The following is a 20,053-nucleotide window of genomic DNA, read 5'->3' as shown; positions in this document are numbered from 1 at the left end:
CGCCTGTTTGAACAGGTCGCCCTGCCAGGAATCGGGCTGTCGATCGGATCAGGATCGAGGCGTGATTACATGCCGCGCGCGCCCTGGCCTTCGGGTTCCTCGTCGTCTCCGATCCACAATGCATGACTGTCGATCCGGATCCGGGTCAGTGTGCGCATGGCATCGGTACGGGCCATGGCTTCGGCGCGAAAGGCGTCATGGACCTGCCGCTCTGCCATAAGGACGTCAACGAGGCTGATCTCGCCTAACTGCTGGCCGCGACGGACCTTTTGCAAGGCTCCGACCTGAGCATCGAGTGCATCACGCGCGCGTTGCCAGGCCGTCAGGAATGTTTGCGCCTCGACGAGATCGGCATCGGCGGTTTCCTGCATGTTGAGCCGGACAGCCTGCAGGTCGGCCCGCACGGCGCTGGCCTGCGCGTTCGCGCGATCAGCTACCGCCGAGCGATATCCTCCTCCGAACGGGATGGAGAAGAGCACGCCCGCGCCTTTTTCCATGCCACCCTTTTCGGAAAAGACCCTGAATCCGAATGAGGGATCGCCGGTTCGCTCCTTGCGGGCGCGCGCGGCTTGCGCTTCGGCTTGTCGGGCCAGAGCCTCTGCCGCCGCGAGCTCATGGCTGCGGCCAAGGATCTTGTCATGCAGCAACGCGAGCCCACCGGCAGGCAGCTGTGGCACCGGCACATCCGGCACCGAACCGGGCAAGGGCAACTTGGGGAACTGTGCCGTCAGCCTCGCGCGGGCAACGGCCTCGCGCCCATGCGATCGTTCCGATTGCGCGCGTGCCGCATCGAGCGCCGCCAATGCTTGCGCCTGCTCGAGCGCAGACGCATCGCGCAAGGCAACGCGCCGCTTCACGCTCGCCAGCAACGCCTCGTAGTTGACCACGGCTTGACGATCGACACTGGCGTCCTGTGCGGCTCCAAGCCAGTCCCACCAGCTCTGGGCAAGGCGCAGCGCCGCCTGATGCCGGGAGTCCTCGGCCATGTTCTGGGCATAGGTCACGCCCTGGCTGCCAATCTGGCGATCAAGGCTCGCCTTCCCGGGCAGACGGATCGGTCGGGTAATCTGGGCCTCGAATTCATCGAAGCGGCCATTGCCGACGCCTGACGTGTCGTTGACCGTCCGGCTCAGATAGCTGGTCGTCAGCGTGAATTCGTGCGGACCTTGCGACAAGGCATTGGCCTCTGCGCGCGCGGCGTCGGTTCGCGCATTGGCTGCCTCGACGCTGGGGTGAGCATTGAGCGCCTGCAAGACATCCGCCTTGGCGGGCAATCCCGGCTCGGTCGCGTCGGCGGCGGCCCAGACAGTTCCGGCGTGCAAGGCAAGCGACAGGACCAGTGCGCTGAGGCACGACTTACGCATGGGTCATCTCCCGATCGCCGGCAGCGCGCTCGGCAGCATTTTCGCCAAATTTTTCATAAAGGATCGGCAGCAGGATCAGCGTCAGCAAGGTTGAGGTGATCAGCCCGCCGATCACCACGATGGCAAGCGGCTTCTGGATCTCTGACCCCGGACCGGTGGCGAACAGCAGCGGCACAAGGCCAAAGGCGGCAATGGTGGCAGTCATCAGCACCGGGCGCAGGCGCCGCTGCGCCCCGATCCGCACCGCTTCTGCCAAGGATATCCCGCGCTCGCGCAACTGGCGAAAATAGCTGACCATCACGAGGCCATTGAGAACCGCGATGCCGAGCAGCGCGATAAAGCCCACCGAGGCCGGCACAGAGAGGTATTCGCCCGACATCGCCAGCGAGATCATCCCGCCGACCATGGCAAAAGGAATATTGACCAGGATGAGCGTCGAGGCGCGAACACTGGCCAAGGTCGCGTAAAGCACGACGAAGATCACCGCCAAAGCGATCGGCAGCACCAACATCAGCCGCGCGGAAGCGCGCTGCTGGTTTTCGAACTGGCCGCCCCACACGATGCGATAACCTTGCGGCAGCTTCACATGCGCAACCACGTCTGCCTTGGCCTGATCGACATAGCCCACCAGATCGCGCCCCGAGACAAAGGCTTGCACCATGGCAAAGCGCGAGCCGTTTTCATGCTCCAGCTTCACCGGTCCGGCGATGCGCTCGACTTTGGCGACATCGCTGGCGCGCACCAACTGGCCGCTCGGGCTGCGATAGGTCTGGTCGGCAAAGGCCTGCGGGGTCTGGCCGGACTCGGCGCTGGCGCCACGGATCAGGATCGGAACGCGGCGCAGCCCATCGGCCACCACGCCGGCGCGCACGCCTTCCACTTGCGCGCGCATGGCGTCCTGCAACTGGTCGATCGGCATCCCGGCGCGCCCGGCAGCGACGCGGTCGATGTCGAGTTGCAGATAGTCCACCTTGTCATTGGCCACGGTCAGCGCCTCGCTGGTGCCGGGAATGGCCTTGAGACGGGCCTGGATTTGCCCGGCGATGCGGGCAAGTTCGGCATTGTCGGGGCCGAAGATGCGGATGGCGAGATCGCCGCGCGCTCCGCTCAGCATTTCGGAAATGCGCATTTCGATCGGCTGGGTATAGCTGGTCTGTATTCCGGGCAGGTCGGCCAGCGCCTTGCGGATCTGGTCCACAATCCATTCCTTGTCGCCCACACGCCATTCGGAACGCGGCTTGAGTTTGAGGAAGCTGTCGGTTTCATTGAGGCCCATCGGATCGAGGCCCAATTCGTCGGAGCCGGTGCGGGCGATGACGTCGGTCACTTCGGGCACTTTGGCCATGATGGCGCGCTGGACCCTGATGTCGTCCTCAAGGCTGTGCGTCAGGCTGATCGAGGGGGCTTTGGTCAATTGCACGATGACGCTGCCCTCATCCATGGTGGGCAGGAAGGTCTTGCCCGTCACAGAATAGGCGACCCCGGTCAGCACCAGCGACACCGCCGCCACGCCAAACACCAGCCTTTTGCGTGCGAATGCCCCCGCCAACAGCGCAGCATAGCGCGGGGCAATCTGTCGCATCAGCCACGGCTCATGGTGGCCAGCGCCCGACGACTTCAGCCCGAAATAGGACAGGACCGGGATCAGGGTCAGCGCCAGCACCAGTGCCGATAGCAGCGCGAGCACGATTGTGAGCGCGACCGGCGCAAACAGCTTGCCCTCCAGCCCTTCGAGCGTGAGCAGCGGCAAAAACACCAGCGCGATGATCGCCAAGCCGCTGGCGACAGGCGTGGTCACTTCGGCGGCGGCCACAAACACATTGTGCAATTTGCTGATGCCGGCATGGCGCGGGTCGGACAATCGCTCGACGACATTCTCAACAACCACAACGGCGCCATCGACCAGCATGCCCACCGCAATCGCCAGCCCGCCAAGGCTCATCAGATTGGCGGTCAGGCCGATGGATTTCATGGCGATGAAGGTCAGCAGCGAGGCCATTGGCAGCGCCAGCGCCACGATGATCGAGGCGCGGACATCGCCCAGAAACAGCAGCAGCAGGACGACGACCAGCAAGGTCGCCTCCAGCAGGGCTTCCTCGACCGTGCCCACCGCGCGCCCGATCAGATCGGAGCGATCATAGAACACATTGGCCTTCATGCCGGTGGGCAGGCTGGGGGCGATCTCATCGAGCCGTGCCTTCACGCCATCGACCACCTTGGACGCATCCGCCCCGCGCAGCGCCAGCACCAGACCTTCGACCGCCTCGCCCTTGCCGTTGCGGGTGACGGCGCCATAGCGGGTCAGCGCGCCGGTCCGCACCGTGGCGACATCGCTCACGCGCACTACGCCATTGCTGCCCGATTTCACCACCACCGCGCCCAGATCATCAAGGTTGCGAATGGCCCCGGTGGCGCGCACGATCAGCGCTTCCTCGCCGGTGGCGAGACGGCCGGCGCCATCGTTGCGGTTGCCCGCGTTGATGGCGCTGGCCAGATCGGTCACGCTCAAACCGGCGGCTGCCAGCGCTTGCGGCTCGGGCGCGACCTCGAAGGTTTCCACCATGCCGCCCAGCGCGTTGACATCGGCAACGCCGGGCACGGTGCGCAGCGCCGGACGGATCACCCAATCGAGCACCCGCCGCTTTTCAGCCAAAGACTGCGGGCCATCGATTGTGAACATGTACATATCGGATAGCGGTGTGGAGATGGGGGCCATGCCCCCGCTCACGGTCGAAGGCAGCGCCCCCATCACGCCGGTCAGGCGTTCGTTGACCTGATTGCGCGCCCAATAGACATCGGTACCATCGTCAAAGTTGATAGTGATGTCTGCGATCGCGTATTTGGCCACCGAGCGCAGCACCGCCTGATGCGGGATGCCCAGCATTTCCTGCTCGACCGGCGCGATGACGCGGCTCTCTACCTCTTCCGGCGTCATGCCGGGGGCTTTGAGGATGATCTTGACCTGCGTGGAGGAAATGTCGGGAAAGGCATCGATCGGCAGGGTCATGAAGGCCCATGCCCCCGCGCCTGCCAGCGCCAGCGCGAGGCCAAGGATTGCCATGCGCCATGCCAGCGCGCGTTCGACCAGTGTGCGCAGCATGGCTTACTGTCCTGCTTCCAGGGTTTTCAATTCGGCGACGCCGCTGATGGCGATCTGGCTGCCGGGCGACACACCCGCAGACAGGAAGACCCGATCGCCGATCTGCCCGGCCACCGTCACTCTGGCCGCGCGAAAGCCATTGGCCGAACGCACAAAGACTTCATGGTGATCGCCCACACGGGTCACCGCAGCGGCAGGCAGCGACACCCCGCCCGCACCGCCGGTTCCGGCAATCGTCGCCATCACCCCCTTGCCGGGCACAAAGCCGCTGTCCGGGGGCAGGCTGGCCTTGGCGGCCAGCGAGCGCGTCAGCGGATCGAGCGAACCGGCAATCGCAAGGACCGTACCTTGCGCCACGCGACCGTCCTGAAGCACGTTGATTTCCATTCCGGGGTGGACCTGTCCGGCCAGCCTTTCGGGGACTTGCAGGTCAAGACGCATATTGGTGGCGTTCTCGACGATGAACGGCGCGACACCATTGCCCACCGCCGCGCCGGTATCGACCGCAACGCTGGCCACGCGGCCTGAAATCGGCGCGCGCAGGGTGATCGTGCCGTCGCGCCCGGCACCGCCCAACGCGAGCAGCCGCCGGTTTTCGGCAAGGGTTGCCTGCGTGGCGGCGAGCGCTGCGCGCGCTTCGTCGGCGCGGGCGGGGGCAATAATGCCTTCACGCGATAGTTGCGCCAGTCGCGCAGCGTTGGCGGCCACCACCGGCAGTTCCGCCTGTGTGCGGGCCAGGGCCGCGCCAAATTGCACCGACTCCGCCGCCCGCACGACCGCCAGCACCTCGCCCTGCTTTACGGCTTGCCCCTGAATGACCAGGACCTTGAGTATGGTGCCTGCATAAGGCGTGGTCACGGCCACACGCGCATCGGGCGGAAGCGAAACCACGCCGGGCACCGTGCCAATCGGCATCGCGTCAGCCTGCTGCGCCACCGCCAGCTTTATGCCCAGGCGATCAATCTGCCCTGCGCTCAGCGCGATTGAGCCATCTTTCGCCGCAATGGGGGCCGATACCTCGGCAGTCACCGATTTTTTGCAAGCTGACAGCAGGGCCAGCCCCGCGCACAGTGGCAACACAACAGAGGCCGAAAGACCGGAGCGAAGGGGCGAGGCGGGCTTTTTCATAAAAGCGCCATTACAGCTCCAAGCTGACAGCAACTTGTCAGTTTGGCAGTGTATGACTGGCGATGTTATACCAAGGTGCGGTGATCCTGACCTCATGGGTCAGGATCACCGCACCTTGGTATCAGACCGGCAGGGCTCGATCACGGGCCAATGGGACGAGATCTTTGCGTTTACTCTTGGTGGAAGACGATGTTGAACTGGCCGCGCGCCTGACCGAGCGTTTGCGCGGGGCGGGCTTTGCTGTCGATGTCGCCGCCACCCGTGCCGACGGCGAGGATTGGCCCGACCTCGACAAATTCGGCGCGGTGGTGCTCGATCTCAATCTGCCCGATGGTTCGGGGCTCGATCTGCTGCGACACTGGCGGGCGCGGCGCGTCACGCTGCCCATCATCATCCTGACCGCGCGGGGCAGTTGGCAGGACAAGGTGGAAGGGCTCAACGCCGGAGCCGACGATTTTGTGGTGAAGCCCGTGCGCTTTGAGGAATTGCTGGCGCGGCTTCACGCCGTGTGGCGGCGGCAACAGGGCAACACCGATAGCTGGCTGGAAAAGGGCGCGTTAAGGCTCGATCCAGTGGGCAAACAGGCGCAGCTCGACGGCGCACCGCTGGCGCTTTCGCGCATGGAATTTCGCCTGCTACACCTGTTCATGCGATACGCGGGACAAGCTCTCGCCCAGGATATCATCATCGAGCATCTTTATGAACTTGATGCCGAACGCCAATCCAATGCAGTTGAGACCCTGGTCAGTCGTCTGCGCCGCAAGATTGGCCGCGAAAGGATCGAGACCATGCGTGGCTTCGGTTACAGGCTGAACGCATGACGGGGCGGCCGTTTTTGGGAAAGCTTTCGGCTGCCAGTCTGCGGTCGCGGTTTTTGATCGCGATCCTCGTTTGGGTGGCCTTGGGCATTGGTGGCATCTGGTATTCGGCGACCAGCGTTTTTACCCGGCATATCGAACTGCAATATCACGACGAGCTTTACGGCCATGTGCGCGAACTGGCGGGACTCGTGGATGTGGGCAAAGACGGTCACATTGCATTGACCCGCCCCCTGTCTGACCCGCGGTATCTGGAACCGATGTCAGGGTTTTACTGGCAGGTCACTGTCGATCGGGGGCAGACGCTGCGATCGGCCTCGATGCGGCGAGGGCGGCTGGACGACGATGTCGCCCATTCGCCGCAGGTCATTCACATGGTCGAAGGTGGGCCAACCGGTCCGGCCATCATGTATGGTTTTACCCGGCTCGTGCCTGATGGCCGGGTGATCCACTACGTCATCGCCACCGACAAAAGGTATCTGGACAGTGCCATTGCCGGGTTCACACGGGAACTGACGGCGTGGCTGATGGCTCTGGCAGCCGCGCTGATCGGCACGGGTGTGCTGGTGATTGCCTTTGCCCTGCGGCCCCTCAATCGCTTGGGCGTCGCTATCGCAGAGTTGCGCAGCGGGCGCCGCGAACCCTTGCCGGGTCAATTCCCGTCCGAGATCAGCCCTTTGGTTGACGATCTCAACATCTACATCGTCGAAAATCACGCCATCATCGAGCGTGCCCGCGTGGCTGCGGGAAATCTGGCACACTGCCTGCGCACGCCGCTGGCGATTATCGCCGACGAGGCCGAGCGCTTGTCCGAAGATCCCCATGGCGCAGCGCATGGGGCCAGCCTGCTGCGCCAGTGCGACATCATGGTGCAACAGATCGATTATCATCTGGCCCGGGCACGTTCCGCCGCCATGGCCAAGACCTCCGGGCGGACGAGCCTGTTACCGGACATTTTTACGCCCTTGCTGAGCGCCATGCGCAAATTGCACCCCGACAAGGTGTTCGATTTCAAGCATCCCGCTGGAATGCAAGTGAACGTCGCGGTCGATCCGATGGATCTGTCGGAACTTGTGTCGATCCTGTTGGACAATGCCGGCAAATGGGCGAAGCTCCGGATTGCCATCAGCCTTGCGGAAAACGCCGACAAGGTGTCGATTCGTCTTGCTGATGACGGCCCGGGCATGACGCCCAAACAGATGGTCGATGCGTTTGCGATTGGCACGAGATTCGACAGCACCAAGCCGGGTTCAGGCCTGGGCCTCGCCATCGCGAGGGACATTGCCGAGGTCTATGGGATCGATCTGGCGCTAGAGGCCAACCCGACGGGCGGAATCACCGCCAGTTTGGATGTTCGTGCAACGCCGCACTGACCCGGATTGAACCGGGAGCCTTGGCTCAAGAGCTCCGCCTCGCCCGCATTGACCGCCTGCCACAACAATGTCGTCACGCACATCGGCGATCAGCCATCGTGGCATCGCGCGCACCACGAGCCGCAACTACCTTCATTACAACCCAAGAAACAGTCCGAAGGCAAAGCGAGTGTTGACCAAACTGTTCCGTAGTGTAGAGGACGGCGCTGCTCGATGGTCTGCGGACCATCGGCGGACCACGCCGATCCGAGGACAGCCGATAGCGCTTAGGAAACCAAGCGATTATCTTTAGTTTTCAAGGAATTCGGTCGTTTAGGGCGGTTAGCTCAGTTGGTAGAGCATCTCGTTTACACCGAGAGGGTCGGCGGTTCGAGCCCGTCACCGCCCACCATCGCCGGAATCCCCGAAATCTGTGCCTCTGGCACTCCTCGTTCAGTCATGCCCGAGCATGTGCGGACAGTCTGCGCGCGCAACTTTGGTGAAATGCTTCCTGGCGGCACGCCGGTTCACACCGGATTTAACCCGTGGTTAGCTAATTCCGTTCATGATTTATCGCTCATCAGGTCGGGGTTTTCGCGTGGGCAGAGATTGGAACGGCGCTCGTCCGAACGCCGGGAATGGTGCGCAAATTGGCCTTGTGCAGGCCGTGGCGCTCATCGCCTATGCCGCGTGGGTTATAGGCGTCGCGCTGCATCATGAAGCCTGGTTTGATGAAATGCAGGCGTGGTTGCTCGCGCGCGACAACAGCCTTGGCATGCTGGTCGGCCATTATGCGCGGTACGAAGGCACGCCCGCGCTGTGGCATGTGATCTTGTGGGTCGCCGTGCGTGCCGGTTTGCCGTTCAGCGCGATATGGACACTTTCGGCGGCTTGCGCGATTGCCGGTGCCGCGATCATCGTGCGGTTCGCGCCATTTCCGCTGTTCTTGCGGCTGGGTCTGTTGGCAAGCTATTTCTATGGCTATCAATTCAGCGTGATCGCCCGGGGCTATTGCCTGGATCTGCTTTTGGTGCCGATGGCGGCCGCCCTGTTTCCGGCCCGGGTCGACCGACCATTGCGCTATGCGCTGGTTGTCGGATTGTTGGCCAATGTCAATGTGTTCAGCTTTTTGGCCGCAGCGGTTCTGGGCCTGGAACTGCTCGTTCGGCAGATCGCGGCCCGCCGGATATTCCAGCGGCAGGCCTTGGCGGCGCTGGCGCTCGCCGGTGGTTGCGGGCTGTTTGCGCTGTGGACCGTGTGGCAACCGGCTGACAACGGCTTCCTGGCGCAGACCGCCCCGCAAAAGCCGCTTGGCGCGACGCTGCTGTTCCTGGCCAATGCGCTGTTCGATCGAGGCGCGGTGTGGAGCGCCGTCAGTCAGGCCGGGCCGGAGTTCGGGATCGGGATCCTGCTGTCGGTCATGTTGCTCGGTCAGCTCGTTCGGCTGGCGCTGACGGGCCGCGATCGGGCGTTGTCGCTGGCGCTGCTGGCGGCGCCGATCATGTTTACTGCCGCAGTCTATTCGGAACCGTGGCACGCCGGGGTGTTTTTCGCGTTGATCGTGTTTGTGCTGTGGATCAACTGGGGCAATCCGGCGACCGATCCCGATGATGCGCAGGCCCGCCGTATCCTGATCGTTGCGCTATCGCTTCTTGAAGTGATGCAAGGGATGCAGACACTGCATAGCGGGATCGAAGACATCCATGGCAGCTATTCCGCCGGCAAACCGGCGGCACGCGCCATCATGGCATGGCGCAACGAGCATCCCCATGGGCGGATTGCGGCCTTTGGGATGCAGAGTTTTGAAACCCAACCGTGGATGCCGCGCAATGAATTTGCCAATTATCACGGCGGCACGCCCAAGCCGCAATACGTGAACTGGGCGGCCGGCGAGCCTTGGCATGCGTTGCCCAGACCCGCAGAATGGAGCCGGTTGCTGGCCACCAGGCCCGATCTCGTTCTTGCCGCGCAGAACTGGCTGCCATCGGATGTGAAGCAGGATCCCGGGCGCGCCGCCTGCCGCGCCGGATATGGTATCGCCCAAACATTCGCGGCGGGGATGATATGGCGCGGCGTGGTCATCGATAATCCGCTGATCCTGTTTGCCCGCGCAACGTCAGGCCCTTGCGCAAAACCAGAAAGCAGCCAGGCGCCGCCGCCCGCTTGATGGACGCGACAAGCACCTTGCCCGGCCAGCATTTTTCCGACCTGACAGACCTCTCAGAGCTTTATTTTCAGGGCCATTTTCATGTGCAGTTGGGACCGCGCCATCGCGCTGGTTGGATTGAGCCCGAAATCATAGCCGACATCCGATACCAGCGACAGGTTGCGGCTGATCAGATTGAGGTGAAACAGCGGACCGGCGGTTTCGGCTCCGTTCAGGGCCGGCGTCGACACGGTGCCCAGCGTGCCGCGCGCAGCCAGACCGAATTGCATCGCCGGGCTGAAGCTGACCAGTGCATGCCCGTCATAGCTGATCGCCATGGGGTCGGGCGCGGTGAAATTCTGCTGGCCGGACAAGGCGAACCCGGCGTCGAGCCGATCGTCCGCGTGGCTGATCCGGACGTCGGTGTTGATCCCGGCCGACGCGGGGCCTGTGGGCACCAGACGTTGGGCAACGCTCACCGCCACGCCCTCGCGCGCGCCGAACGTCGGATTGGCGAGCATTGCCAGACCGGGCGCCAGACCGGGGGCCAGACCGGGCGAGGGGGACTTGGCGGCAAAGGCATCGCGCAGGCTCGGCGTGCCCGGTTTCGGCAATGGTGCACGGGCGCGGGCCAGACTGCCGATCGATGACAGGATATTGTCGGTCAGCCGCGCGTTGAAAGCGTTTTCGAACGTGCCGAGCGATGCTTGTGCCGCCAGAGCGAGGTCGGGCAGATCCGGCAGGGCGATGGCCGGGTCGGCCATGGCAACCGGGCTGGCCAGCGTTTCCGGAACGGCCAGCGACAACACTCCGGCATGCGCGGGCGCAGCGCATGGGCCTGCGCACACCGCCAGCGCGGCGATGGTGCGGCAAACACGTCTGCATCCTTGTCGGTACACCATAAGCGGACAAAACGATCGGGGACTGAGGAGGGCGGGCACGAAACCGACGTTGGCGCATCGCGCGCGAGCGTTGGATCGCCCCAAGTCCTAGCGCAAAAACCGCGCATAATCAGCCCTTAATGCAGCGCAATCGGTCCGGCCTGTCGATTCATTCGTATTCGCGCCGTTCAGGATGCGACAGGCCATCAGGCCGGGCCGCCGCCCACCGCGCGGAACACCACCACGATCACGAGATTGGCGTCATCGCCCGCAGGCGGTGGCTGCAACAGCGCAAGGCCCGACGGATCAGGGCAATGCCACAGCCGCTCGGTCAAGGGGGTGATGCCGTCGAACTGCGGCACGACTGTCGTTTCGCGCTTGTGCGTATCATGCCGGTTGCTGAGATATTCGCGCGCGGGCATGGCTACGATGGAGTGGACTTCGACATAGGGCGCGATCGCCCCGAACGGCACAGCGGCCAGATAACGGCTCGCCCCGACCGGAATGCACAGTGCGAAAAACCCGTCATGCGTCGCGCGATAGGGCAATTCGATCCGTGTCGCCTCGTGCCTATCGCTCAGGAACACCGGAACGCGACCCGCTTCACCGCCAAAATCGCCCGATGTGAGCGGCATGTGAAAGCGTGCCGTGGCAAAGTGCGTGAGGCGCGTGGCAAGGCCTTCTTCGGCAAGCTCTGCAGGCAGAAACATCCGCCGCACGCCTTTTTGATAGAACAGCCCCTGCTGCAGCAACCCCTCGCGCGCGATGGCCGGGTCAAACAGCGCCAGCGTCTCGTCCGTGCCCAGATTGACGTCGTGCTCGAACGCTTTGACGACGTCGAGCTCTTCACGCATCGGCAGGAACATCAGCCGCATCAGCGTCGCCGCATTGGCTTCGCGCCACAGCGCGATGGCATCGCCCCTGCTTGCGCGGCGGACATGCGCCGTGGCGGCATGGGCAAACGCAAGGCACCCGCGCTGCACCTCTTCGCGCACCGCGCTCTGCTGCTTGCCGATGTCGTTGGCGCTGCGTATCGGCTGGCCGTCATCGGCATAGTCGATCACCGAGCCCAGCGCCGTTGTCGACAACTGTTCGAGCAGCGCGACATTGGCGGTCATCGCGTTGAGCAAGACATGGTCGTAATGCGCTTCGCCAAGATAGCCGCGCTTGTCGAGGCCCGAAGCCTGGATTTCGCGCAGGATCAGATAGCGCCCGGCGACGTGGACTTTCAGCGATTGCGCCAGCAACGGATCGATAAGCGATTGCACCGATCCGTTATAGCCCAGATCGACCAGCATCAGCGTATCGCCCTCTGCCGGGGAGACAGCGCTGCGGACATGCTCTACCAGCCGATCGGCAAGGGCTTGCGCCGCTTTGACGATCGGTCGCCGGTTGGCCGGTACGCGGCACCATTCAAGCAGCGCAGACCAGCCGCTCTCGTGCGTTCGTCCGGCGCAAAGCTGCTCGATCGTTTCGGGGGGAAGCCGCAATTGGCTTGCCAGGATACGGGGGTCGGTGCCCCGATTTTCCTCCAGATGACGCGTGATCGTGCTGTCTTGTGCAAATGTTGCAAAGGTCGCCGTCAGACGGCTGATTTCGATCGCGTGGATCGATGGCGCCGGGCCCTGCACCTGGTGCATGCGCATCGGCAAGTATCCGTCGCGCATCAGAAACAGCCAATGCACCGTCGCGCCCTTTGCGGCATGCAGCGCGGCGGCTTCGGCGCGCAACCACTGGTCGAAGCCGAACAGCACCGGCCCGAGCGCGGCAAAGCCGAAATGATGGGCGGCGCTTGCCAGGCGCGGCGCTTCGACCGCCAGCGCCGGGCGGTGCGGCTGCGGCGTTTGCAGGCTGCGTGCGCCGTGCCCATGGATCAGCGCGGCGACCGCGCCTTCCAGCCGCAATTGCTGCGTCGTGCGTTCGGTGAATTGTCTGAGATGCAGCGTGTGGACACCGAACGGGCGGACGCCGCCGACATCGGCCCCTTCGTTGTCGCCGATATGCAGGATCTGGCCGGGCTTGGCCTTGATGCGCGCCAGAACCTCGCGATAGAGCCCGGCAGACTTGGGCAAGCCATGGATCGAAGAGGCAAATACCCGGTCGATCAGCGCGGCGACCTCCGCCCCGGCGGCGCGCCCGATCAACGCGTGCAGCTGGCGCGGGTTCAGATAAGTGTCCGATACCACGATCACCTGCATGCCGCGCCGCCTGGCTTCGCGCATCAGCGCGATGGTCGGGGCAAAGCCATAGCAGTGGCGCGCTTCGGCATCGAGTTCGGCGGCAATCGCGCGGGCGCGCTCGTCGTCGCGCGCGCGCGGCATGATCGTGCGATAGATCTCGTCGATGGCAATGTCATGCACCCCGCGCCCGGCGCGCGCGCGCAGCCGCGCGCGGTGTTCGCCATGGACTCGCTGGGACGGATTGATGTCCGGCAGGACGGCAAAAAGGTCGGTTGGCGCATGGCAATCGCGCCACAGCAGCGTGTCGAAACAATCGAGGCTGAGCACCCGGATTCCGGAAAACCAGTCGAGCACATCGGGCAATTCGTGCGGAAAGCAATGGTCACGCCGAGGGGCCGGAGCGGGGGGGCGTGTCGGCGCCGGCGCGGCGGTGGTCGTGCCGTTGCGCGGCTTTGGCGCAGTCACGAAAGGGGCGTTCATCGTCGAGGCTTTCCGCTGGCGGGGTGATCCAGGCGTGATCCTATGGCCGCCATGGTAAATGCGTCTTCGCGCCGGCCTGGTGGCAAGGCCTCAGGGAAATTGCTTAGGCTGCCTTGTGGCCCCGTGCCGACGCTTTGGCGCTCGGCTTGATCCGCTCCATCACGGCGGCGAGCGCGGCGGATGCACTTGCCTGACAGGGCGGCGGCAGGCCGGCGATCAGCCCGGGGCCGGTGATCGCATCTGCGCCGTAACATGTCGTCAGGTCGATCCACACGTCGTCGATCGGGCGGCGGCCGGCGGGGTCGTAGAAGGCCGCGATCAGCGGTCGGTCGGGGGCGTCGCGATGCTGGTCGATCACCACGGCAAGCCGGCCCGAGCGCAATTCCACCACGGCCCCGGTCGGCCAGATGCCGATGGTCGTTTCGAACACCGACAGCAAGTCGGCATCGAAGGCGCCCGTGTCGCGCTTCATGTCCCGCAACGCTTCGCCGGGGTCGAGACCGGGCTGGCCTTCGCCGCCGCTGACCAGCAAGTCATAGGCATCGCAGATCGCGGCCATCCGCCCCAACTTGCTCAAGGTGCTGCCCCCGGCGGCATTGGGCCAGCCGGTGCCGTCGATGCGCTCGTGATGTTCAAGGCAGGCGCGTGCGACAGCTTCGGGCAGGCGGCTCTTGAGGATGAAGTCATGCCCGAGACGGACATGGCTTTGCCAGATTTCGGGCGGCAATCGGCGCGGATCGTGGTTCGGCGCCGTGTCGTCCAGCGGCAACCGGCTGACACCGACATCGAGCAGGAGCCCGGCCTGACCTGCGGCATGAATGTCGGCCGGTTGCAGTCGCAGGCTGCGACCAAGCGCGATCATGAGCGCGCTGGTCGCCAGAGCATGGCGATAGACATGCTCGCTGTCGCGACGAAACTGCATCAGGCCATTGAAAGCAAAGGGATTGCTTTGCACCGAGGTGATGATCGAATCGATGACCGGCGTGACTGTTTCCGGGGTGATCGCCTTGCCCAGGCGCATTTCCAGAAAGACATGGGCCATCACTTTCAGGCCGCGCTCGGCAACGGCTTGCGCCTTGCCGAATCCGCGAACGACATCGGCGGGCGGAGCCGACAACACTTTGCCCTGGCCCTTGCCGACTCTGCTTATGCCGACGCTGCTTATAAACGTGCGCGCGATCGGCGAGGAAAGATTGGGCGGCGAGGAAAGATTGGGCGGCGAGGGGGGATCGGGCAGCCGCATGGCAGGCGCCGCCGCGCGGCGTTGAGCGGGGGCAGGGCCGGACGAGGATCGTTCGTCGACTGCGCTGTCCTCGGTGTCGAGGCCGCGCTCGGTATCGATGATGACGCCCGGTACGGCGCTGGCGTGCAATTGTTGCAGCTTGACCGGATCCGTCAGCAAAAAGCGCGCGCTCCAGAACGGATGGCTGAACCAGTTGCCCTCCAGTTTGTGGATGAACATGCCGAGTGTGACGTCGGACGGATCTATCCGCTTGAGCATGGCACCCCTTGCAATGCTGGATTTGGCTGAAACAGTGCGGCTTTGCCGGGAATCATCCCGGTTTTTTGCACCGTGGCAGCGCGGGGTGAATTCCGCTTGATGGCGCGTTAGGGGAAATCCCCTAAGCTGGGTATTTCAGGCATGCCCCTCGCGGCGTCGGCGCGACAGGCCGGTGGTGGCAAAGACGATTCCGCCCAGAATCATCACCGCGCCGATGGCAAAACCGGCGTCGATGCGATCACCCAGCAGAATGATGCCGCCTGCGACGCCAAACACCGGCGTCATGAAACTGAGCACGCCAAGCCGTGCCGCGCTATAACGGCGCAGCAGGGCAAACCACGTCAGATAGCTGGCAAAGGCGACTACCAGCACTTGCCAGGCCAGCGCCAGGCCCAGCCCGAGCGTCGGGTGCACGGCGGTTTCGCCCATGGCAAAGGCCATCGCTCCGGCTTCGACTCCGGCGCCGACCAATTGATAAAACAGCGTGACCGTGGCCGGTGCATTGGCCAGCTTCGAACCGCGCAGCACCATTGCGGTGATGGCCCAGGCCGCCGCGCCGCCCAGCGCGAGCGCATCGCCAAACCGCATCGCCGGATAGGCGCCGGGATCGCCCCGCCCCAGAAAGGTCACCGCAACGCCGGAAAAGGCCACCAGCACGCCGAGCCACTGTTCGGGGCGCAATCGCTCGTCCCGGTGGGCAAACCCCAGCCCGATCGCGATCAGAATCGGCGCGGAATAGAGATAGACGGTGACGTGCGATGCGCTCGTATAGCGCAAGGCTTCCCCGCAAAGCGCGAATTCCAGACCGAAGAACACCCCCACCAGAATCCCCGGCACCAGCGTCGCGCGATCGATCCAGTGCGCTTCGCGCCGGGCGAGCGCCACGCCAAGCGCGCCCATCGCGGCAAGCCCGGAACGCAGGCTCATCTGCAAAGTCGCGCTCATCGCCGGGGCGGCAAGTTTGATCACGACCTGCTGTGTCCCCCAGATCAGGCACAGAACGACCATGATCATCGCGGCGCGGCGATCGATAGGCTTGCGGGGGGGCATGGGCTCGGGTCCGGATCAGAGAGAATGAAAAAGGGTGCCGAATCATGTGGCAAGCGCCTGCTCCTGCCCGCTTTTGCAGGTCATTTCACCTCCCATCGGCATTTTTGTTGATCGTGGCCAAGTCGGGCTTATTGCGGAACGGCGTTGCCATGGTCATCGAACGGGATTTCGTCATGCTGCCTCTGGTTCCTGCCGGTCTGTTCCTTGCCACGATGGTTCTCGCCGACGCGGCCGTGCCGCCTGCAGCCGATCCGCTCGCGCCGGCGAAATCGGGTATGGTGCAGTGCTATGAACCCGACCGGGTGAGCCGCACCTGCCGGTCGATCTCCGCCTATCGCCGCGAAAGCGACGGCGGCTGGATCAACACCGCCACGATCTTGCCGGACCCGACCCAGCCCTTGACCATGGATATCGAAACCCCGGTCACGCTGCGCGACGGCGCGGTGTGCGGTACGGTCCGCCGCGAACAGGCGCTGGCCGCAAAGCTGCGCTATTTCGATCGACCGGTGCCCGCCGATCATGCGCTTCCCCTGCTGATTCAGATCACCGATGCGATGGGATCGGCGATCAATCGCGAGATTTGCACCATCTATGTGCCGGTGGCCGCAGGCTTCGTGGCGCGCGCGCGAATTACCGGCAGTGCTGCCGTCTTTCCCGATCAGCGGGTGATCTGGGTTCGCCCGGACGCGGGCTTTCGCGTCCTGCCGCGCGACCCTGCGAATGGCCAATCGCAATAAGGCCATGCAGTTTTTCTTATACAGGAAACAAGGCTGTCTTCAGATGGGAATTCCGACTTAGGTTCTGCCCTGCAACCGTGAAGCCCATCCCGATCAAGCGGTGGAGTCGATGACCATGAACATCACGATCGAGCAGCTTACCCCGGCCATCGGGGCGGTGGTGTCAGGGGTGGATCTGTCGCGACCGCTCGATGCGCAAACCCGCGATGCGGTCGAAGCGCTGATGCTGGCGCATCAGGTGATCTTCTTTCGCGATCAGGCATTGACCGAAGAGCAGCAGCGCGACCTCGCCGCCGGGTTCGGCCCGTTGCACATCCATCCGATCTATCCGCGTTGCGAACGCGTGCCCGAGATCATGCTGCTCGACACCGCGCTCAACGATTTGCGCGACAATGCGCTGTGGCACAGCGATGTCAGCTTTACCGAAACCCCGTCGCTCGGCGCGGTGCTCCTGGCGCGCAAAGTGCCCGCGCTCGGCGGTGACACGCTCTGGGCCAGCGCGACGGCGGCCTATGACGCGCTGCCCGACACGCTCAAGACTTATCTGGGCACGCTGTCGGCGACGCATGATCTTGCCAAGTCGTTTCCGGCCGAACGTTTCGGCTCCGAACAACTGGCAGCGGCCAAGCGCAGCAATCCCCCGGTGGTGCATCCGGTCATCCGCACGCATCCGGTCACCGGGAAAAAGGCGATCTTTGTCAGCGAGGGCTTCACGACCGGCATTGTCGGTATGGAGCCGCCCATGGCAGAGCCGCTGCTCGCCATGCTCTATGCCCATGTCGCCCGGCCCGAATATACCGTGCGCTGGAAATGGCGCGCGGGCGATGTCGCCATCTGGGACAACCGCGTGACGCAGCACTACGCCACATATGACTATGGCGATGCGCACCGCGTGATGAACCGCGCGACGATCATGGGTGATCGGCCCTTCTGATCTGAATCAGGGGCGGTCGCGAGACCGCCCCTGCCTGCATCAGATCGGGAAATGGCCCGGCTGGGTTTCCATGGTGATCCAGCGCAGTTCGGTAAAGCTGTCGATCCCGGCCTTGCCGCCAAACCGGCCATAGCCCGACGCGCCGACGCCGCCGAAGGGCATTTGCGCCTCGTCGTGAACGGTCGGCCCGTTGATATGGCAGATGCCGCTGCGGATCTGGCGCGCGACCCGGAGCCCGCGCGCGGTGTCGCGGGTGAATACTGCCGCCGACAAACCGTATTCGCTGTCGTTGGCCAGTTCGATCGCATGGTCTTCGTCGCGCGCGCGAATGATCGCGACCACCGGGCCAAAGCTCTCGTCGCGAAACAGCTTCATCGCCTGCGTCACGCCGTCGACGACGTGCGCGGGCATCAGGACATTGGCGAGGGTTTCGCCCCCGGTCAGCAATGTCGCGCCATGCGCCAGCGCGTCGTCGATCAGGCCGCGACAATGCGTCACGGTCCTGGCATCGACCACCGCGCCCAGCGGCGTCGTGCCTTCGCGCGGGTCGCCGACCGCCATCGAAGCGACTTTGGCGCGAAAGGCCTCGGCAAAGGCATCGGCGACGGCCTCTGTCACGATGATCCGCTCGGTCGACATGCAGATCTGCCCCTGGTTCATGAATGCGCCGAACGCGGCGGCCTTGACCGCTTCGTCAAGATCGGCGTCTTCAAGCACCAGCAACGGCGCCTTGCCGCCCAGTTCGAGCAGGCAGGGCTTCAGATTTTGCGCCGCGCGCGTGGCGATGATCCGGCCGACAGCGGTCGATCCGGTGAAATTGATGCGCTTGACCTGCGGCGCGTCGATCAGCGCGCCGACCACATCGCCCGCATCGGCAGGCGCATTGGTGACGACTTGCACCAGCCCCTCGGGAAAGCCTGCCTCGGCAAAGGCTTCGATGATCAGGGCATGGGTGCGCGGGCAGATCTCGCTCGCTTTCAGGATCACCGCATTGCCGCAAGCGAGCGGCACCGCGATCGCGCGCACGCCCAGGATGATCGGCGCATTCCACGGCGCAATGCCCAGAATCACCCCGACCGGCTCGCGCAAGGCCATGGCCAGGCACCCCGGTTTGTCCGAAGGGATCACTTCGCCGCCGATCTGCGTGGTCAGCGCGGCGGCCTCGCGCACCATCGATGCGGCAAGGCCGAGGTTGAACATCGCCCAACCCGCCGTTGCGCCGATTTCGCCCATCATCGCCGCCACGAAATCATCCTTGCGCGCTTCGAGCGCGGCGGCGGCGCGGTTCAGCACGATGCGCCGCGCATTGGGCCCTTGCGCGCCCCAGGCCGGTTGCGCCGCGGCGGCGCGCGCGGCAATCGCCGCCATGTCCTGTGCCTGCATCGCCACAGCCGATGATGCGATGGCCCCCGTGATCGGGTTCAAACGGGTGAATTCCATGATCAAAGCTCTCCCGGAAAATGGCGATGAGATCGCGCTTATTGATATGAACTATAGCATAACAAGGGGCCGCGCAATCGCCTGCTGCCGTTTTTGCGTCGACGGGCGAAAGATGAACGGACGCTGCATTCGCGCGTCCTGCGGCGTTCAGCTTGGCAGGCGTAGAGATAACGACATGGAAACGAATCGCTGCCGGGGTGCAAAACGAACTCCCCGGCAACGCCGACAAGGAGGCGTATCATGACGGGATACTTCAAGAAGGCCATTCTGGGTACTGCATTGACCGCCACGCTGGCGGCCGGTTTGCTGGCGGGGGCCGCTCCTGCCGAAGCACGTCCCTGGGGGTATGAACGCCACGGCGGCGACGGCGCCGGGATTGCGGTTGCTGCGGGCTTGATCGGGCTGATCGCCGGCGCCGCGATTGCGTCGGACCATGGCCCTTATGCCGCTCCGGCTCCGGTCGCCTATGTGCCTGCGCCGGTCGCTTATGCGCCGCAGGTCGGCTGCTACAATGCTTATCCGGGCTATGACGGATACTGCTATCCCGCCTCGTATTACGCCAACCTCGGTTGGGGCTGGCATGACGGCGGCTGGTGGTACGGCGGCGCCCGCTATGCCCGTCCGTTTGTGGTTGGCGGGTATCGCGGCGGTTATGCCGGTGGGTATCGTGGCGGCTACGCGGTTCAGGCCTACCATGGCGGGTATCAGGGCGGCGGCTATCGCGGCGGTGGCTACCAGGGCGGCGGCCATGCGGGCGGTGGCCACGGCGAATACGGCGGCGATCACGGTCGTCGCTGACGGATCGACAGGACCGGTTGCCGCGCGCCGGATTTGCCTTCCCTTGCGGCAGGCGAATCCGGTGCCCCGGCTTCGTTGGCATGTGGACCCGATTGCGCTTTTCATTCGGGCGTTTGCTGATAGCTGTGGTGCCATTCATCGAAT

Annotated in this window: 14 protein-coding genes and 1 tRNA gene; 7 read left to right on the top strand and 8 right to left on the bottom strand. The window is 64.3% G+C overall.

Going from position 1 to position 20,053, the window contains the following annotated elements; all coding sequences use genetic code 11:
• Nucleotides 1–65 precede the first annotated feature (65 nt).
• Genes AQZ50_RS15075 through AQZ50_RS15065 form a run of 3 tightly spaced genes read right to left on the bottom strand, consistent with a single transcriptional unit; the run spans nt 66 to nt 5,493 of the window.
• A complete protein-coding gene (locus tag AQZ50_RS15075) occupies nt 66–1,364 on the bottom strand; it encodes a TolC family protein (RefSeq protein WP_067747403.1) in 1,299 nt (432 codons plus the stop codon).
• Entirely contained in the window at nt 1,357–4,464 is a 3,108-nt protein-coding gene (locus AQZ50_RS15070; protein ID WP_067747401.1) for an efflux RND transporter permease subunit, read from the bottom strand. The genes AQZ50_RS15075 and AQZ50_RS15070 overlap by 8 nt, the downstream gene beginning before the upstream one ends.
• 3 nt (nt 4,465–4,467) lie before the next feature.
• Entirely contained in the window at nt 4,468–5,493 is a 1,026-nt protein-coding gene (locus tag AQZ50_RS15065; protein ID WP_231730323.1) for an efflux RND transporter periplasmic adaptor subunit, read from the bottom strand.
• Between the two features lie 179 nt (nt 5,494–5,672).
• Here AQZ50_RS15065 and AQZ50_RS15060 point away from each other — a divergent pair, with 179 nt between their 5' ends.
• From AQZ50_RS15060 to AQZ50_RS15045, 4 genes are all read left to right on the top strand, one after another.
• Nucleotides 5,673–6,413 (top strand): response regulator, encoded by a 741-nt coding sequence (locus AQZ50_RS15060; protein WP_231730322.1) that lies wholly within the window; start codon nt 5,673–5,675, stop codon nt 6,411–6,413.
• A complete protein-coding gene (locus AQZ50_RS15055; RefSeq protein WP_067747398.1) occupies nt 6,410–7,783 on the top strand; it encodes a sensor histidine kinase in 1,374 nt (457 codons plus the stop codon). The genes AQZ50_RS15060 and AQZ50_RS15055 overlap by 4 nt, the downstream gene beginning before the upstream one ends.
• A 315-nt stretch (nt 7,784–8,098) precedes the next feature.
• Nucleotides 8,099–8,174, top strand: a tRNA-Val gene (locus AQZ50_RS15050).
• Between the two features lie 255 nt (nt 8,175–8,429).
• The gene (locus tag AQZ50_RS15045; protein ID WP_156427387.1) at nt 8,430–9,929 is read left to right on the top strand and encodes a hypothetical protein; all 1,500 of its coding nucleotides are present in this window, start codon (nt 8,430–8,432) and stop codon (nt 9,927–9,929) included.
• Between the two features lie 53 nt (nt 9,930–9,982).
• Here the strand turns inward: AQZ50_RS15045 and AQZ50_RS15040 are convergent, their stop codons facing one another.
• The 4 genes from AQZ50_RS15040 to AQZ50_RS15025 all read right to left on the bottom strand — a co-directional run bounded on the left by AQZ50_RS15040 (nt 9,983) and on the right by AQZ50_RS15025 (nt 16,000).
• Nucleotides 9,983–10,717 (bottom strand): hypothetical protein, encoded by a 735-nt coding sequence (locus AQZ50_RS15040; RefSeq protein WP_067747396.1) that lies wholly within the window; start codon nt 10,715–10,717, stop codon nt 9,983–9,985.
• Nucleotides 10,718–10,995: 278 nt separating this feature from the next.
• A complete protein-coding gene (locus AQZ50_RS15035) occupies nt 10,996–13,449 on the bottom strand; it encodes an HAD family hydrolase (protein ID WP_156427386.1) in 2,454 nt (817 codons plus the stop codon).
• 103 nt (nt 13,450–13,552) lie between these two features.
• Nucleotides 13,553–14,950, bottom strand: a complete 1,398-nt coding sequence (locus tag AQZ50_RS15030; protein WP_067747393.1) for a cyclic di-GMP phosphodiesterase — start codon at nt 14,948–14,950, stop codon at nt 13,553–13,555.
• Between the two features lie 135 nt (nt 14,951–15,085).
• On the bottom strand, nt 15,086–16,000 hold the full coding sequence (locus AQZ50_RS15025; RefSeq protein ID WP_067747391.1) for a DMT family transporter: 915 nt from the start codon (nt 15,998–16,000) through the stop codon (nt 15,086–15,088).
• 149 nt (nt 16,001–16,149) lie between these two features.
• Between AQZ50_RS15025 and AQZ50_RS15020 the strand changes: the two genes are divergently transcribed.
• Nucleotides 16,150–16,737 (top strand): hypothetical protein, encoded by a 588-nt coding sequence (locus AQZ50_RS15020; protein WP_067747390.1) that lies wholly within the window; start codon nt 16,150–16,152, stop codon nt 16,735–16,737.
• Nucleotides 16,738–16,846: 109 nt separating this feature from the next.
• The gene (gene tauD, locus AQZ50_RS15015) at nt 16,847–17,671 is read left to right on the top strand and encodes a taurine dioxygenase (RefSeq protein WP_197412509.1); all 825 of its coding nucleotides are present in this window, start codon (nt 16,847–16,849) and stop codon (nt 17,669–17,671) included.
• 39 nt (nt 17,672–17,710) lie between these two features.
• Here tauD and AQZ50_RS15010 read toward each other — a convergent pair whose 3' ends face one another.
• Nucleotides 17,711–19,111, bottom strand: a complete 1,401-nt coding sequence (locus AQZ50_RS15010) for an aldehyde dehydrogenase (protein WP_067747389.1) — start codon at nt 19,109–19,111, stop codon at nt 17,711–17,713.
• Nucleotides 19,112–19,351: 240 nt separating this feature from the next.
• Between AQZ50_RS15010 and AQZ50_RS20770 the strand changes: the two genes are divergently transcribed.
• Nucleotides 19,352–19,909 carry a hypothetical protein gene (locus AQZ50_RS20770; protein ID WP_067747388.1) on the top strand — a complete coding sequence of 186 codons (558 nt, stop codon included), beginning with the start codon at nt 19,352–19,354 and terminating at the stop codon, nt 19,907–19,909.
• Nucleotides 19,910–20,053 lie beyond the last annotated feature (144 nt).

The organism is Novosphingobium sp. Fuku2-ISO-50, assembly GCF_001519055.1.
Taxonomy (GTDB): Bacteria; Pseudomonadota; Alphaproteobacteria; order Sphingomonadales; family Sphingomonadaceae; genus Novosphingobium.
This window is presented reverse-complemented; position numbering and strand designations above follow the sequence as displayed.